General features: G+C 51.6%; 15 protein-coding genes. 7 read left to right on the forward strand and 8 right to left on the reverse strand.

Annotation, left to right across the window (positions count from 1 at the left end; translation table 11 throughout):
• The 4 genes from PPL9_RS33205 to grpE form a co-directional block, all read left to right on the forward strand.
• Nucleotides 1-283, forward strand: a 283-nt coding sequence (locus tag PPL9_RS33205; protein ID WP_208989302.1) for a hypothetical protein, incomplete at its 5' end; no start/stop codon positions are given.
• Complete coding sequence (addA, locus tag PPL9_RS10775) at nucleotides 283-3,753, forward strand: double-strand break repair helicase AddA (RefSeq protein ID WP_057462708.1); 3,471 nt, start codon at nucleotides 283-285, stop codon at nucleotides 3,751-3,753. The genes PPL9_RS33205 and addA, both read left to right, overlap by 1 nt.
• A 112-nt stretch (nucleotides 3,754-3,865) precedes the next feature.
• Nucleotides 3,866-4,186, forward strand: coding sequence for a thioredoxin (trxA, locus tag PPL9_RS10780; RefSeq protein ID WP_057462709.1), 321 nt, complete (start codon nucleotides 3,866-3,868; stop codon nucleotides 4,184-4,186).
• A gap of 197 nt (nucleotides 4,187-4,383) precedes the next feature.
• Nucleotides 4,384-5,028: a nucleotide exchange factor GrpE gene (grpE, locus tag PPL9_RS10785; RefSeq protein WP_082596738.1), complete on the forward strand. Its 645-nt coding sequence runs from the start codon at nucleotides 4,384-4,386 to the stop codon at nucleotides 5,026-5,028.
• A 90-nt stretch (nucleotides 5,029-5,118) separates the two neighbouring features.
• On the opposite strand, the gene PPL9_RS10790 is transcribed toward grpE, so the two are convergent.
• Nucleotides 5,119-5,532: a hypothetical protein gene (locus PPL9_RS10790; RefSeq protein WP_152986660.1), complete on the reverse strand. Its 414-nt coding sequence runs from the start codon at nucleotides 5,530-5,532 to the stop codon at nucleotides 5,119-5,121.
• Between the two features lie 287 nt (nucleotides 5,533-5,819).
• Here PPL9_RS10790 and PPL9_RS10795 point away from each other — a divergent pair, with 287 nt between their 5' ends.
• The gene (locus PPL9_RS10795; RefSeq protein ID WP_057462711.1) at nucleotides 5,820-6,488 is read left to right on the forward strand and encodes a hypothetical protein; all 669 of its coding nucleotides are present in this window, start codon (nucleotides 5,820-5,822) and stop codon (nucleotides 6,486-6,488) included.
• Between the two features lie 315 nt (nucleotides 6,489-6,803).
• Entirely contained in the window at nucleotides 6,804-7,442 is a 639-nt protein-coding gene (locus PPL9_RS10800; RefSeq protein WP_057462712.1) for a trimeric intracellular cation channel family protein, read from the forward strand.
• A 101-nt stretch (nucleotides 7,443-7,543) separates the two neighbouring features.
• Here the strand turns inward: PPL9_RS10800 and PPL9_RS10805 are convergent, their stop codons facing one another.
• The 6 genes from PPL9_RS10805 to PPL9_RS10830 all read right to left on the reverse strand — a co-directional run bounded on the left by PPL9_RS10805 (nucleotide 7,544) and on the right by PPL9_RS10830 (nucleotide 12,325).
• Nucleotides 7,544-8,506, reverse strand: a complete 963-nt coding sequence (locus tag PPL9_RS10805; protein ID WP_057462713.1) for an ornithine cyclodeaminase family protein — start codon at nucleotides 8,504-8,506, stop codon at nucleotides 7,544-7,546.
• A 43-nt stretch (nucleotides 8,507-8,549) separates the two neighbouring features.
• Nucleotides 8,550-8,780, reverse strand: a complete 231-nt coding sequence (locus tag PPL9_RS10810; protein WP_057462714.1) for a LapA family protein — start codon at nucleotides 8,778-8,780, stop codon at nucleotides 8,550-8,552.
• A 135-nt stretch (nucleotides 8,781-8,915) separates the two neighbouring features.
• Nucleotides 8,916-9,218 (reverse strand): integration host factor subunit beta, encoded by a 303-nt coding sequence (locus tag PPL9_RS10815; RefSeq protein ID WP_057462715.1) that lies wholly within the window; start codon nucleotides 9,216-9,218, stop codon nucleotides 8,916-8,918.
• Nucleotides 9,211-10,218 (reverse strand): signal peptide peptidase SppA, encoded by a 1,008-nt coding sequence (gene sppA, locus PPL9_RS10820; protein ID WP_057462716.1) that lies wholly within the window; start codon nucleotides 10,216-10,218, stop codon nucleotides 9,211-9,213. Before sppA ends, PPL9_RS10815 begins: the two co-directional genes overlap by 8 nt.
• Before the next feature lie 222 nt (nucleotides 10,219-10,440).
• Nucleotides 10,441-10,752, reverse strand: a complete 312-nt coding sequence (locus tag PPL9_RS10825) for a chorismate mutase (RefSeq protein WP_057462717.1) — start codon at nucleotides 10,750-10,752, stop codon at nucleotides 10,441-10,443.
• Nucleotides 10,753-11,620: 868 nt separating this feature from the next.
• Nucleotides 11,621-12,325: an SDR family oxidoreductase gene (locus PPL9_RS10830; RefSeq protein WP_057462718.1), complete on the reverse strand. Its 705-nt coding sequence runs from the start codon at nucleotides 12,323-12,325 to the stop codon at nucleotides 11,621-11,623.
• 445 nt (nucleotides 12,326-12,770) lie between these two features.
• Here PPL9_RS10830 and PPL9_RS10835 point away from each other — a divergent pair, with 445 nt between their 5' ends.
• Entirely contained in the window at nucleotides 12,771-13,973 is a 1,203-nt protein-coding gene (locus PPL9_RS10835) for a GNAT family N-acetyltransferase (RefSeq protein WP_208989303.1), read from the forward strand.
• A gap of 161 nt (nucleotides 13,974-14,134) precedes the next feature.
• Here PPL9_RS10835 and PPL9_RS10840 read toward each other — a convergent pair.
• Nucleotides 14,135-15,446, reverse strand: a 1,312-nt coding sequence (locus tag PPL9_RS10840; protein ID WP_082596740.1) for a 30S ribosomal protein S1, incomplete at its 5' end; no start/stop codon positions are given.

The raw sequence follows: 15,446 nt of genomic DNA on the forward strand, positions 1-15,446 counted from the left end.
TCTGCCCCACGACATGCCCATCTCCGACATGCTCTACATCCAGCTTAAAGGTGGCAGTGATGCCGTGAAACTGGAGAGCCGTGTACCAAAGGAAAGCACCGCTGAAGAGCTGGCAGAAGAAGCATGGAAACGCTTGGAACAGCTCGTCGCCGCCTATGAAAACCCACGCAAAGGCTATCTCTCCAGAGCTCGTGTGCTGAAGGAGAGGGAATGGGCCGCTTCCTATGATCATCTTGCCCGCGTGCAGGAATGGTCCCTTGGAGAAGACGGGGAGGATGCATAATGGATATTCCGGCAAAAACCCTCGACAGCCAGCAACGCGCCGCTCACCCTGAAAATTCCGCATGGGTGAGTGCAAACGCAGGCTCCGGCAAAACCTTCGTGCTCGCCCGCCGCGTCGTCCGCTTGCTGCTGTCCGGCACTGATCCATCCCGTATCCTCTGCCTCACCTTCACCAAGGCAGCCGCGGCGGAGATGGCAACTCGCGTATTCGATTCCCTGGCAAAGTGGACACAGCTGAGCGATGCTGAGCTGTCTGCTGAGATTGAGGACATCGAAGGCCGACCGACGTCAACAAAGCAATTGGCCAATGCCCGCCGCCTCTTCGCCAAAGCACTGGAAACACCGGGCGGTCTGAAGATCCAGACCATCCACGCGTTCTGCGAAGCGCTGCTGCACCAGTTCCCGCTGGAGGCCAACGTTGCAGGCCATTTCTCCGTGCTGGATGACCGCCTTGCGGAAGAGCTGCTCAATGAGGCCCGCGCCAGCGTTCTGCACAGCGCAGAGATTGAGCCGGACTCCGACATCGGGTCAGCTCTGTCCCAGCTTATCGAGCTATTACCGGATTCAGGCGTTGAGAAAGCCCTCTCTGAGTTGATCAGCCGCCGCGATGCGTTCTACCGCTGGGTTGCTCCTTATGGTGACCTGGAAAGCGCCATTTTCGCGCTATACGCTGATTTCTCCGTCATGCCGGCTGATGATATATCTGGCTTTGCATCTGCGTTGCGACGGAATTCTTCCCTGAGTGACGACGAAGTAAAAGCGTTTGCAGAAGCCTTACGCGTCGGCTCAAAGACAGATCAGGACCGCGCGGCTGCTCTGGATCAGGCCATCACGCACAAAAGCGACGAAGCCTGGCGCATCGCATGGTTGAAAATCTTCCTCACTGGAACCCTTAGTCCGCGCAAGTCTCTCGCCACCAAGAAGGTACAAACAGCCTTCCCGGAAGTTGTAGAGCGCTTGTTCGCCGAGCAAATGCGGGTGTTAGAAGCTCTGCAACACCTGAATGCCGTCATAACGGTTTCTGGAACCAAAGCGATCCTCACCCTATCAGATGCGGTTTTGCGTTATTACGAGACGGAAAAACTCCGTCGCGGTTACCTCGATTTTGAAGATCTGGTGGTTAAATCTGCGCAGCTCCTGTCCCGCGCTGAGGCCGCACAATGGGTGCAATACAAGCTCGATCAGGGGTTGGACCACATCCTCGTAGATGAAGCACAGGACACCAGCCCGCGCCAGTGGGAGGTGATCCGCGCACTGGCAGAAGAATTCTTCGCTGGTGACAGTGCGCGAGAGAAAGTCCGCACCATCTTCGCGGTGGGGGATGAGAAGCAATCCATCTACTCCTTCCAGGGCGCTGTTCCGGCCTACTTTGCCGAAATGCGCAAGTTCTTCGCCCGTCGGGCTGAGGAAGCGCAGAAGAATTTCGAGGGCATCGAACTCAACCTCTCCTTCCGCTCCACACCGGATGTGCTGGGCGCGGTCGATAAGGTGTTCGACACACCGGAAACCTACAAAGGTCTGTCACAGGACAACGTAGCGCCCGTGCATGAAGCCATTCGCCACAATGATCCGGGCCGTGTCGAAATCTGGCCTCTGGAAGAGGCCGTTGAAACGTTGGAGCCAGACGACTGGACCCAGCCGATTGATGCGATCGGCACCGGCAACCCCATGCTGCGCCTTGCCACCCGCATAGCAGAGCAGATCAAAGATTGGGACCAACGCAAAATCGCAGGCCCGGGGGATGTTCTGGTACTGGTCCGCAAGCGCGGCCAGTTTGTAGAAGCGCTCAACCGTGAACTCAAACGTCTGGATGTACCCGCAGCAGGGTCTGACCGTCTTGTTCTGACAGACCACATCGCCGTTAAAGATCTCGTCGCGCTGGGCCGCTTTATTCTGCTGCCGGAAGATGACCTGTCTCTCGCCTGCGTCCTCAAAAGCCCGCTCTTTGGCTTGGTTGATGATGATCTCTTCGAGATCGCCCACGAAACACCGGGTGTCCCAAGACCGGGCACCCTCTGGCATGAGTTGTTGAGAAAGTCTGAGAACAGCGAGAAGTGGCAGGAAATTCGCAAGCAGCTGGTCGTCTGGCGTGACCGCGCCGACTTCGTTCCACCCTTCGAATTCTTTGCCAAGATCATGGGAACCGACGGCTACCGCCAGAAGTTCCGTGAGCGTCTTGGCACGGAAGTGGATGACGTGCTTGATGAGTTCCTTTCATTGACGCTCACCTATGAAAAGAGCGGCACCCCCGGCATGGAAGGCTTCCTTGCGTGGCTTGCCGAAGCGCCAACTGAGATCAAACGCGAGCTCAACGCCGCCAAAGGCATGGTCCGCATCATGACAGTCCACGGCTCCAAGGGATTGGAAGCGCCCTACGTTATTCTCGCTGATGGCTGCAATGCGCCCGTCTCCAGCCTGCATGCGCCGGTGATGGTTGAAAAACAGCGGGCAGGGGATACGCAGGCCGCACCCGCTCTTGTCTGGCTGCCCAACAAAGCACAGCGCACCGAATGGCATGAAGAAGCGCTGGAACTGCTGGCAGAAGAGCAGAAAGAAGAATATCGCCGTCTGCTCTATGTAGCTCTTACCCGTGCCAAGGATCGTCTTGTCGTGTGTGGCTGGTCACCCAAGCGTGGCCCGCATGAAGAATGCTGGTACACACTCACCCGCAACGGTTTGATTGAGGAAGCACGCGAGCAAACAGACGCCAACGGCGAAGTGTCAGCGTGGATCTGGACCAAGAATGGCATAGAAAAGCCAGAGCCGATCCTGCCGCAATCTGAGAAGATTGAGAGCCGGAAACAGGCGGTTATGCCAGACTGGGTCTCAACAAACGTCAGCACACCTGAGCGTATCCGCCGTGTAAAACCATCTGCCGCCTTTGAGGAGATGGAAGCAAAAGAGAATATCGAGCAGCAAGATCCGAAAGATGCTCTCGAAGCAGCTCGCCAACCAGAAGACTGGCCACTGGTCCGTGGCCGCATCGTTCACAGACTGCTCGAATTCCTGCCCGATCTGCCAGAAGAACAACGCGTGGTATCTGCCGAAAGGTTCCTTGCCGGTTCCCTGCCGGAGCGCTTTGCGGACAATAAGGAACGTCTGCTGGATGATGTGTTGGGTACGCTGGGCAACCCTGAGTTTGCAGAACTGTTCAGCGCCAATGGCAGAGCCGAAGTTCCAATACAAGGCATGCTCACGGGTGAGGATGGCAAACCGGTCGAAATCTTCGGTCTGATTGACCGTTTGCTGGTCAATGACAAAGAAGTGATCATTCTCGACTTCAAGACAAATGCCTACGTCCCAAGGAGCGTGCACGATGTCTCCGAAACGTATGTTGCGCAGCTGGCTGTTTATAGAAAATTGCTTTCTGAGCTTTATCCTGATCGGAGAATAAGAGCGCTGCTCCTCTATACGTCAGGTCCTCATTTGGTAGAAATACCAGTGGAACTGATGAAATCTTTTAAATTCTAGTCGAATGTTGAGAATTCGTTCGCTTGACGCTCGGCACTTGCGTTCTTACTTTCAGGGCAACAGAGTTTGCTCAGTTGGGGCGACTCAACCTGCACTATGAAAAGAGGCAAAAATGGCCACTGTGAATGTTGAAGACGGTAACTTCGAAGCTGAAGTACTCCAGAGCTCGACTCCTGTTCTCGTAGATTTCTGGGCGACCTGGTGTGGTCCTTGTAAAATGATTGCGCCGTCCCTCGAAGAAATCTCTGAGGAAATGGCTGGTCAGGTCAAAGTTGTTAAGTTGGATATCGACAGCAACCAGCAGAGCGCAATGAATTATGGCGTTCGCTCTATCCCAACCATGATCCTGTTCAAGGATGGTCAGCCTGCTGCAACCCTCGTAGGTGCACAGCCTAAGGGCAAAATTTCTGATTGGATTAAGCAGTACTCTTAATTTTGAGGGTATCTGCAACGAAATGCTGAGTAAAATCGGGCATTCTGAGGATCTCCGGTCATGGAAGTGGCCGGAGGTCTTTTGTTTTTGTCAAACAGCGACTAAATAAAGACCGGATAGATTTTTGCGCGGGCGCCTTAGGGCAGCCCTTGCAGTGCTTTGCTCCATGGTAAAAAGAGCAAGTTTTAAGAGACGGGATGACGATGAGCGATCAAAATAAAACTCCGCAGGCAGAAGAGCAGGTAAATCCGGAAGCTGTGGTTGACGAAACTGCGAATGGAGCCGAGCAGGCAGAAGTTGCTGCGGAAGTAGATCCAATCGAGGCGCTGAGAGAAGAAAACGCTGCCCTGAAGGACCGCGCTCTGCGCACCATGGCAGAAATGGAAAACTTGCGCCGTCGGACTGAAAAAGAAGTTAAAGACGCTAAAGCCTATGCAGTTGCAGGTTTCGCGCGTGACATGCTGGTGGTCAATGACAACCTTGGCCGTGCAATCGATGCATTGCCAGATGACGCACGTGAAAACGACGAAAACCTGAAGGCGCTGGTTGAAGGCGTTGAAATGGTAGAGCGCGAAATGCTCAACCACCTGGAAAAACACGGTGTGAAGCGTCTTTCACCTGAAGGCGATAAGTTCAACCCGCACTTCCATCAGGCGATGTTTGAAGTGCCGAACACAGAAGTTCCAAACAACACTGTGGTTCAGGTTGTTCAGGCTGGCTACGTCATCGGCGAGCGCGTCCTGCGCCCTGCAATGGTCGGTGTCTCCAAAGGCGGCCCAAAAATCGCTCCAGTTGCCGACAAAGCAGCAGAGCCAGGCTCCACAGTAGACAAAGAAGCCTAAACACCAAAGCCCTCAAAACAACGAGGGCTTCTCAAAGAATTTCAAAACGGAGGTCGATACACGGCCTCCGTTTTTATGTCAGAATTCGCTTTATAGCTTTACCTTTTGGCGGGTATACACAAGATTACCGCTACCGTTGGAGCCAGTTGTCTCCACCATGATTTCGCTGCTGCCATCTATGCGCTGAAACTCCACAAAGCCAACTCCGCTACGAATGCCGTTCGCGCAGTTTGTCTTCCATGAGACCAGACCGTCACTACGCGCTTCCGAAAAACCTTCAAGCTGTCCACCCTGACATAAAGTACCGAGTAGCCTCCGAACTTGTGCAGAGCTAAAACCTGCCGGGTTATATACGCCGCTAAGCGATCCTTCGCGTTCTTTTGCACCAAAGTAATCAGGATTCTTTTTGGAAATACCGGCACTGCTTGAACAGGCGGTTAATGCGAAAGCAATCGCAATTGGAACAATAACTCGAGCAACCATAATACAACTCGCTATTTTCATAACTATATTACTTCTAGGCACAACTGTTGGCTTTTGGAGATTTCGACACCTGCCTTGTGCTGCGCTTTGTCTTATGCATTCAGAGGAGGTGAAGCAATCTAAAGTTGAAAAAAGGTTCAAGTATACGCTATTGCTTGGCCTTACTGACAGACCACTTTACTCTAGGGCTCCGATCAATTGGAAATCTCTTAGCTCTCAAAGGAAGCGAGGCTTGCTTGCAATCTGATCGGGCTTCGAAGATGCATGTAAATAGTTGTAGTTGAATGTATATTTATCTTTGGTGATCTATGTGGAAATGGCCTGTCTTTTTCTGGTTAGCAGTTATCGCTGCTGTGTTGTGGCTAGCTCCGGTATTTGTAGATCACGTTGTTATAGAAGCCTATTTTCCGATGCAGGCTCGCGGCGATAAACTGTTCTATCCGCGCCAAAACGCAGTATTTATCCCAATTCTTGCTGCAGTTTTATTGTTCGCCATCTGGTTATGGCGGCGGCCATTTGCACCTTTCATTTATAAGTGCGGGCTTTTGATACTTGCCTTAGCAGCTCTTTCTCCATTTCTGCCTCGAGTTGAAACAGATTTTCAGCAGGTTTATTGGATAGGTAAAGCCAGATATGAAATCCCATGGCAATACGCGCCATCCCGAGGAAGTATCCGTCCGGGAGGTGATCTCTTTCAGGTGCGCGTCTCTTTCCCTGATATGACACCTCTATATGAGAGCCGGCAAAAAACAATCACTATCGGAAGAGCTCTGTATTTTCAGTTTAGTATAAATGCCCCCGGGCCCGCCAAACTGTGTAAACCTCTTTTTGGAAAGCTACAGTGTCAGTGGTTGCGTGGAGAGGTCGTGTACAGTGCTACTGGTGATAAAGATCTGTTTCCAGATGATCCTTCAAGCTTGATGACTCCCGTTGAAAATTTGCTTGATAGCTTTCAAGTTCCAGCATCACCGAGGTAACCGCTTTTGAGCTGTGCCAGTCTAGATTGGCTTAACTGGAGGGCCTGGCCCGGATCATCCTTGAATGAGGGTTTCTCAAATAAATTCAAAACGGCGGTCGATACACGGCCTCCGTTTTTTGTTGCGTGGATGCCAGAAGCTCTGCAAGAAACGCAGGGCTGATTTGAAGTTCTCGGCGCTGTCCCCAAACCCTTCACAGGATCTAAGGCTATTTAAATCTCACAAATGAAGTAGTGTAGTTCTCCGGTTGCTTTTTTAAGATGGCTGGCTAAAACCACCAGACTTGAAACCAACGAATTTGCGGGCATGACGTAGATGCAATCTGAGATCTGGCAGTATCTGGACTTTTTGGGAGTGGCCGTTTTCGCCGTGACTGGCGGTTTGGTGGCTGCACGTCTGCGTCAGGATTTTATCGCTTTTTTGTTCTTTTGCTCGCTGACCGGAATTGGTGGTGGAACTCTGCGCGACACTCTTCTTGATGTGCCAGTGTTCTGGGTTGTGGACGAGAGCTACCTCTATGTCTGTCTCATCGTCTCTGTCATCATGTGGTTTTACGCCCATAAGGTTGAAGCATGGGGCCGCCCGCTGCGGTGGCTGGATGCTGTTGGGGTCGCGTCTTACTCAGTCATGGGCGCTGCGAAAGCGATCTCGCTTGGCGACAACGCTGCGGTGGCTGTGCTGATGGGAGTCGCATCGGCAACATTTGGCGGAATCCTGCGCGATATCATTGCTGGCCAGCCTTCTGCTTTGCTGCAAAGAGAGATTTATCTGGCAGCTGCGTTTGCTGGTGCGATCACCTACTCCGTCACGCTCATGGCAAGCGGACAAAGCAACCTTGCAGCAGCCCTTGGCTTTGCTATGGCCATGGTACTGCGCGGTGGTGCAATCGCAAAAGACTGGCACCTGCCCAGCTACACACCACCGAAGAAGAAAGACATGGACGAGCTGGACTAAGGTCCTCAGCTACAGCGTAATCCTGAAGAGCAGCTCCGATTTGCGAATGAGACTACGCACGCAATAAAGAACTAGAGCTACGCGCCTGCACGCGACACGCTTTAAACGCGCAGATAAACGTGTCCGGCAACGGCAAGATCAGCCAGAGCAGTGCCCGTTGACTTAAACAGCGTGATTTGCTCGTAAAAGCGCCGGCCTGCCCGGTCGCCCTGACACAACTCCGCCAGATCAGACGCAATGTCCTGCAAGTTCAGAACGCCATCAGCGAGCGGCTCTTTGAGATCACCAGCGGTTGTTGGTGTGTTGTCATAGCTGTCCAGAAACAGCCGCGCCTGCGAGATGGCCGTATCATCGCACTCACGCTGATCAGCATGCATGGAGCCAACCAGATCCAGATGCGTGCCTTCTTGGAGCCATTCCCCTTGAATGATCGGCGTGTTCGCACTCGTCGCACAGCACACAATATCTGCGCCTCTGACAGCGCCACCCAGATCCGTTGTCGCTGAAACCTTAAAAGGCTGCCCCTGCATATGCTCCACCAACTGCTGAGCAGCAGCAGGGCTTCGGTTCCAGACCAGAACCTCCTTGATGGGGCGAACAGAAGCATGCGCATCAATCAGATAAGGTGCAAGGTTTCCAGCACCCACCATCAGCAAGCGGGAAGAGTCTTCGCGCGAAAGATACGAGGAGGCCAGCGCCGATGTTGCAGCTGTGCGCCAGTTGACGAGCGCTTTGCCATCCAGAAGCGCAAGCGGCGTCCCCGTTTTGCCAGACTGCAAAAGATACACACCAGCAACAGCCGGTGCGTCATGCTCCAGTGATGTGGGAAGACAACTCTCCAGACGCGTGCCAATAAACCCGCGCTCAACAGTGTCTTGAGCCGCAAAGTCATGCCATGCAGAAGAGATGGTGAGAGAGCCGTCATCAAGGCCGGTTGGACGTGCAATTCTTTGTGTGTGCGGGGAAGGGGCCACCACACCAACACGAAATGCACGTCTCAGCGTCTCAAGAAGATCGCGAAAGCTCATCACCCCCTCAATGTCCTGAGCTGTGATGATCCGCATTCGCAATCCCCGTGCTAAACGTCAGGGCAGAGTAATAAAGCGGTTAGGCTGCTTTTTTATGGTCTGGTGATGGCAGGCCGGGTGCAATGTCACCCTGTGCCACCTTACGCAGTGAATCCGCTTCATGTTTAAGTTGGTTCGCTTCGCGTCGTTGAACACGAGCCTCTTTACGAAACCGTCCTTGTCGCATCCAGGTCGCCACTCCGCCAAGCATCACGCCCAGTCCAACAGCGCCAAACAGCAACCAGAAAACCGGGATGTTGAACGTCAACATCGGGTCCTCTGGGTTAAAGGGGTTAAGCGAAATCAGCGTGGAATGCCGGTTCGCAACCGCAAGTACAACAAGTAGAGCTGCTATAGGTATAAGCAGCAAATTCCGAAGGAAACGAGCCAATGTATTACTCCAGGATCAGTCGTCTTCGCCGTGATCCGTACCGTCGTTCAGTCGTTCGCGCATTTCTTTGCCGGTTTTGAAGAACGGAACGAACTTTTCGCCAACTTCAACTTTTTGGCCAGTTCTTGGATTGCGTCCAACGCGTGCCGGGCGGTTCTTCACTGAGAACGCACCAAAGCCACGCAGCTCGACGCGGTCACCGCGCATCAGCGCTTCAGTAACTTCATCAAGAATGGCGTTTACGATATTCTCTACATCGCGTTGATAGAGATGCGGATTACGCTCCGCAATAGTCTGTACTAATTCCGATTTAATCATGCTTTGCCCCCCCAAGTGCTGAGACTGTTGCCGCATCCGGAGCCTGCCAAACAGACACGAGACCGTCAAGCGGTAGGCTTGAATCTACGACACTTTTTGCTGTTTTGAGAAGTGAGATGACCAAATTCTGGTTCTCACTACCCAAAAAGCCTAATAAATTTGCAGGGAACGGGAGTGACCGCTCGTCTGATTCTGGTTTCCAGTCGATTATTTCCAAATCACTGGAAAGTCCTTTTTCGTCAATAAGCCACTGATGCGCGGCCTGCTCGCCACCAATCTCATCGATCAGTTCAAGGTCTTTTGCCTGGTGCCCGGTGTAAACCTGACCGTTCGCCAGCTGAAGTGCACGCTCTTTAGAAAGGCCTCTGCGTTCTGCAACAAGTCCAACGAACCACATATAGGTATCGTCAATCAATTCCTGCAAAGTTTCCTTCACTTCAGGCGTGGCTGGCTCGTAAAAGTTTGGCTCAGCTTTCAATGGTGCGCTTTTAATCGCATCCATTTCAACGCCAATCTTCTCGAGCAACCCTTTTGCATTGCCATACTGGAAGAGAACACCGATAGATCCGGTCAAAGAGGTGTATTGAGCAACAAGGTGATCACTGGCAATTGCGGAAAGATAAGCAGCCGAAGCGCCAAGCGTCGTGATGGACGCTGTCAAAGGCTTCTTCTCAGCAATCTTGCGCAGCGCATTGTAAAGCGCTTCACCACCGGAAGTGGTGCCACCTGGAGAATTAATGGAGACGATGACACCTTGCACGGTGTCATCTTTTGCGATTGCTTCAAGCATCTCCAACTGGCGGCGATCATAGGTGATCGGTCCGTTGATTTCGATGCGAGCAATATGCTTTTCAGAACGGGCAAGCTCACCAAGGCCAGTTGCCTCAGCGCCTCCCCACAACAGCAAAGCTGCAAGTGCTAAAAAACTAACGACGCGCCAGAACGAAACTTTACGTCTCAGGCGTCTGCGATCAATAAGAACGTCACTGTCTAGACTCATGGGGTCTTCCCGGTCAAACTCATTTAAGCGACTATAGGGAAACAATACCTAAGCTTTTGAATAAGCCAAGTGTTCTTTCTCTGCAGACGGTAAAAACACGACCATAAATTAAGCTTTGTCCCTGCCAAACGGTTAATTTGGGGAAGTAGGCTCTTAATTCTCCGAAAATTTCTGGTTGTAATGCTAGTCGACTAAGATGCCAGAGAAAATGGCGATACTATGTTATTTTGCGTTTTCCTCTGCTTCCATAAGGTCTTCTTCGTGCGTAATCGCACTTTCCATCAGTGCGCGCCACATGGTCTCATAGGTCTGCGCATTCAGGCCATGCGCGCGGGCATGGGCTTTTACGTTGCTGGCAACTTCCTCAACCCGGCTTTCAATGCGGGCAGACAGGCCAATTGGTTTTTTGATTTCAGCGGCGCGTGTGATGTAAGTCCAGCGCTCTGCAAACAGGGAAATCAGCTCGGAATCCAGACGATCAATTTCTGCGCGGATCTGAGTCATATCGTGACATTCGCTAGCAGAGTTCTTCATTAGTTTTTTGCTGCCTATCGGATTGAATGACGTGGCTGGGGAGTGCCACCTTTTGAAATGTCATACCCGAAATAAATGCATGGTCGCAACTAGCATATGTTTATCGCATAAAAAATCCGTTCCGTTCATCAGGAGGTGGGGGGGAGCTGAGAACGGAACGGGATCTGTATGGCCATGGGGCCAGTTGGACTTTTCGTCTTTTTTGGGCCACTGTTTTATCGATTGCTCTGAAAACCGATAGGTTCAGTGATCTTAATTCTTGACGCGAGAACTAGGGGCATAGTTCACCGCGCGCTGTTGGAAACCCAAAGCCGATTGCTGCAAGGACGGCGTAAAACGGGTTTCCAGTTAGCCCTGCGGTTTCGGGCGGACCGCTAGGGCATTCCGAAGTCTTGAAGCTGCCGGACCTTATTTTTGTTATTGGCCTCAACGATGTTTCAAGACAAACAGCACAGTGGAGTTTGAGAGAATGGGATACTCTCTTGCTCGCCATATAAAGTAATATACAGATGTTACTTGAAGATAAATAGAAATCAGAAATAGAAAATTTCAAAAAACGACTCTATCTTAGGTGGTGTATAGCAAATTAAAAGTTGTTATCAAAACTTGTCATCAATTTACTATTGCTTATCTATTATGTTTATTTTGATTAAAGTGAATTAATATTTACATTAATTAAAATTGAGCGCATGTAAATGCTCCATATCACACAATTTGCTTTGTTTCTTTCTGGTGAGGAGGAGTTGCGGCGTTAAAAAAGGGGCGTTTCCGCCCCTTTCTGATCGTACAGGTTTAAGATCTCTCCGATTAATCGAGAGAGAAGGGCATCCCGCAAATTGCGACAGATGCCTTCGCAAAATTGTCCAGCCTAAATTGAGCGCGTAACTCCGCCATCAATGCGGATATTTTGTCCGGTCATGTAGCTGGAGGTGTCTCCGGCAAGGAAAGCAATCAGATCAGCCACTTCCTGCGAGGTGCCATAACGTCCCATTGGAATACGACCCCGGCGCTCTTCCTTCTCTGGCAAGCTGTCAATAAAGCCCGGCAGCACGTTGTTCATGCGAATGTTTGAGGAAGCATATTTATCAGCGAACAACTTGGTAAAAGCAGCAAGGCCAGCTCTGAACACGCCGGATGTCGGGAAAAGCTCCTCGGGCTCAAACAAGGCATAGGTGGAAATATTGACGAAGCTGCCTTTGCCCTGAGCTTCCATGATTGGGGTAACGATGCGGGTGATGCGCACCACGTTCATGAGATAGAAGTCCATCCCTCTCGCCCAATCTTCATCGGTGAGCTCAAGGACCGGCCCTTTAGGCCCATGGCCAGCACTGCTGACAACCGTATCAATACGGCCCCATTTTTCCATCGCAACATCAACAAGACGCTGGAGGTCCGCAGTTTCAAGGTTGGAGCCAGTCACACCGACACCACCAAGTTCCTCACCCAGCTTCTCGCCTTTGCCAGAGGAAGAGAGGATGGCGACTTTATAACCGTCCCCTGCCAGCTTACGTGCAGCAGCAGCACCCATACCACTGCCACCAGCAACAATCAGTGCAACTTTCAAATCACTCATGAAACCCTCCTAAATTAAATCAGGACTATTCCATTTTCTGCTGGGCAATAAATCAAGTGACGATTTGTCATCACCCTGAGAGAAACCATGCTGAGGAGACGATATTTCTAGAACTGAGGTCCCTAACGGAAATGTGAGAAATTCAAATGCTCAGATTTCTATAAAATACTTCTACTTTTAACTGGTTGAAAATAACTATGTATAAATATCAGGAGTTAGAGCGCGTTCCGTTTGATTGGATTCAATCAAACGACCGGAATTCGCTCCAACAAAGATTTTCGAGCACGGTGTGTGAATGCGAATGAACGCGACGTGCTCTAGGGCGAGAGCCACGAGATTCAGTAATTTAAAGCATATCGCCGAAAAGTAGACGTCGATTTTCGGACAAAGATACGCAAACTGCTTTAGTTAAAGTCATTTTATGCATCGATAAGGGAGAAGTTTGTTGCAGGCAGATGTTATCACATCAAACGAGCTCGCCTCTGTGCAGCAGAGCTCTGCAACAAAAGCACTTCAAAACCCGTCTGTGCGCGTGTTGCAGTCTGCTGTTGAAGTAGCTGAACTCCAGCAGCAATGGCACCAGCTAGAGCAGGCCTCCAAAGGCAATACGGTCTTTCAAAGCTATGCCTGGACCATAGCGATGCTTGAAAATCCAGCATCGGTCCAATCAGCCAAAATCTTCGCTGTCTACGACCAGCAAAGCCTGATCGCGGTTCTGCCGCTGCGCATTGAAAAGCAAAAGTCCCTGAAAGCGCTGACTGGTTTAGGTGAACCTTTTCAGCAGTACTCAGAGATGCTGCTTACTCCCGGCTATAACCCTGCTGCCGTATTGGATTACCTGAAGCCACACCTTCAAAAGGCTGGCGCAGATGTTATCCACCTCCGTCAGATCAGAGAGAGCGGTGCTCTCTATGAGTACGCCAGCACTCATTTTACCGAGGTCGGAGAGGCAGATGGCGCTCCAAGGCTGGATCTGAACCAGTGGGATAGTTTTGAGGATTATCTGAAGTCCATCTCCGCCCGCTCACGCAAAACCATCCGCAACCAGCGCAATCGTCTCCACAAATCAGCAGGCCTCTCGCACCGCGTGATCCGGCAGGAAGACCCGGAACTCGAAACCATGCTTCTGCGAACCCTAAACGGGCGAGAGAACTGGGTCGAAGCCATGGGTTACTCATCGCGCGCTCTGGAAGGCGATGGCTTGCAGAACGTCCTTCTCTCATTAAGCAACGGCACGGCCAAAGGCTGCGAACTCATCGCTTTCGAACTGAAGCATGGTGATCTGCCAATCTCTACCGAATGGGGTTTCCTGTTCGAAGGCTGCTATTCCGCTTACATGGCCGATTGGAATCCGGACTACGAACAATCCAGTCCCGGTAAACTTCACCAGATGGACGTCATCGAGGCGTGTTTTGCGCTTGGGATCGATAAGATCGATTTTCTAAAACCAGCTTCCCGCTACAAGATGACTTGGACCTCACAGGTCGCCAGTGTCTTTGATGCCGTCAGCCCGCTTTCCTTCAAAGGACAGCTCTATGCCAGCCTCTGGCTCAAGAACCTGCGCCCTTTAGCAAAGCGCATCGTACTCGCAATGCCAAAAGGTCCGAGAGCATTCCTGATGAGCTCCCTGAAGAAGATCAGGGGCTAACTCTGCCGAGAGGCAGAACTCCCTGAAACAGGACGCCCAAAGCTCTTTTCAGACATAAGCGCGCAAAAGAATGCCAAACAACGCAAATGAACGCACTCATCAACGCAACAAAAAAGCCCGCTCAAATGAGCGGGCTTTTTCGCAAAATCTATTGCTAGATCTTATTCGTCGTCGTTCTGCTTCTTCATAGCTGCAGCGAGGATGTCGCCGAGAGAAGAGGAAGCGTCAGAAGAACCGTACTGTGCAACCGCTTCTTTTTCTTCAGCGATTTCAAGTGCCTTGATGGATACACCAACGCGGCGGGTCTTCTTGTCGAACTGAGTGATACGAGCTTCGATCACATCGCCAACGTTGAAGCGGGTAGGATCCTGCTCACCACGTTCACGGGACAAGTCAGCGCGACGGATGAATGCAGAGAGGTCGCCGTCTACGAGTTTAACGTCGAGACCACCGTCTTTGATTTCAGTCACTTCACACTTAACGATTGCGCCCTTACGAACAACATCGCCAGCGGATTCAAACGGATCAGCGTCGAGCTGTTTGATGCCGAGAGAGATACGCTCTTTCTCAACGTCAACGTCAAGAACGACTGCTTTAACAACGTCGCCCTTCTTGTACTCTTCGATGACCTGCTCGCCCGGACGGTTCCAGTCCAGATCGGACAAGTGAACCATGCCGTCAACATCGCCTTCAAGACCGATGAACAGACCGAATTCGGTCTTGTTCTTAACTTCACCTTCTACGGTGGCGTTAAGTGGGTACTGCTGTGCGAATGCATCCCATGGGTTCTGCAGAGTCTGCTTGAGGCCCAGGGAGATACGGCGTTTGGAAGCGTCCACTTCAAGGATAACCACTTCAACTTCCTGGGAAGTAGAAACGATTTTGCCTGGGTGTACGTTCTTTTTGGTCCAGGACATTTCGGAGACGTGGATCAGGCCTTCGATGCCTGGCTCCAGTTCTACGAATGCACCGTAGTCGGTGATGTTGGTAACACGACCAGAGAACTTGGAATCCAGTGGGTATTTGGCTTCGATGCCATCCCATGGATCGGTTTCCAGCTGCTTCATGCCGAGGCTGATGCGGTGTGTTTCCTGGTTCACACGAACGATCTGCACCTTCACGGTCTGACCGATTGTCAGAACTTCGCTTGGGTGGTTGATACGACGCCATGCAATGTCGGTAACGTGCAGGAGGCCATCGATGCCACCAAGGTCAACGAATGCACCGTAGTCAGTGATGTTCTTAACAACACCCTCAACGGTCTGACCTTCTTCCAGGCTCTGAACGAGTTCAGAACGCTGTTCAGCGCGTGTTTCTTCCAGAACGGTACGGCGGGATACAACGATGTTACCACGGCGCTTGTCCATTTTCAGGATCTGGAAAGGCTGTGGAGTGTGCATCAGAGGAGTAACGTCGCGTACTGGACGGATGTCTACCTGAGAGCGTGGCAGGAATGCTACTGCGCCGTCCAGA

The sequence above is a fragment of the Pseudovibrio sp. POLY-S9 genome, from assembly GCF_001431305.1.
Lineage (GTDB): Bacteria > Pseudomonadota > Alphaproteobacteria > Rhizobiales > Stappiaceae > Pseudovibrio.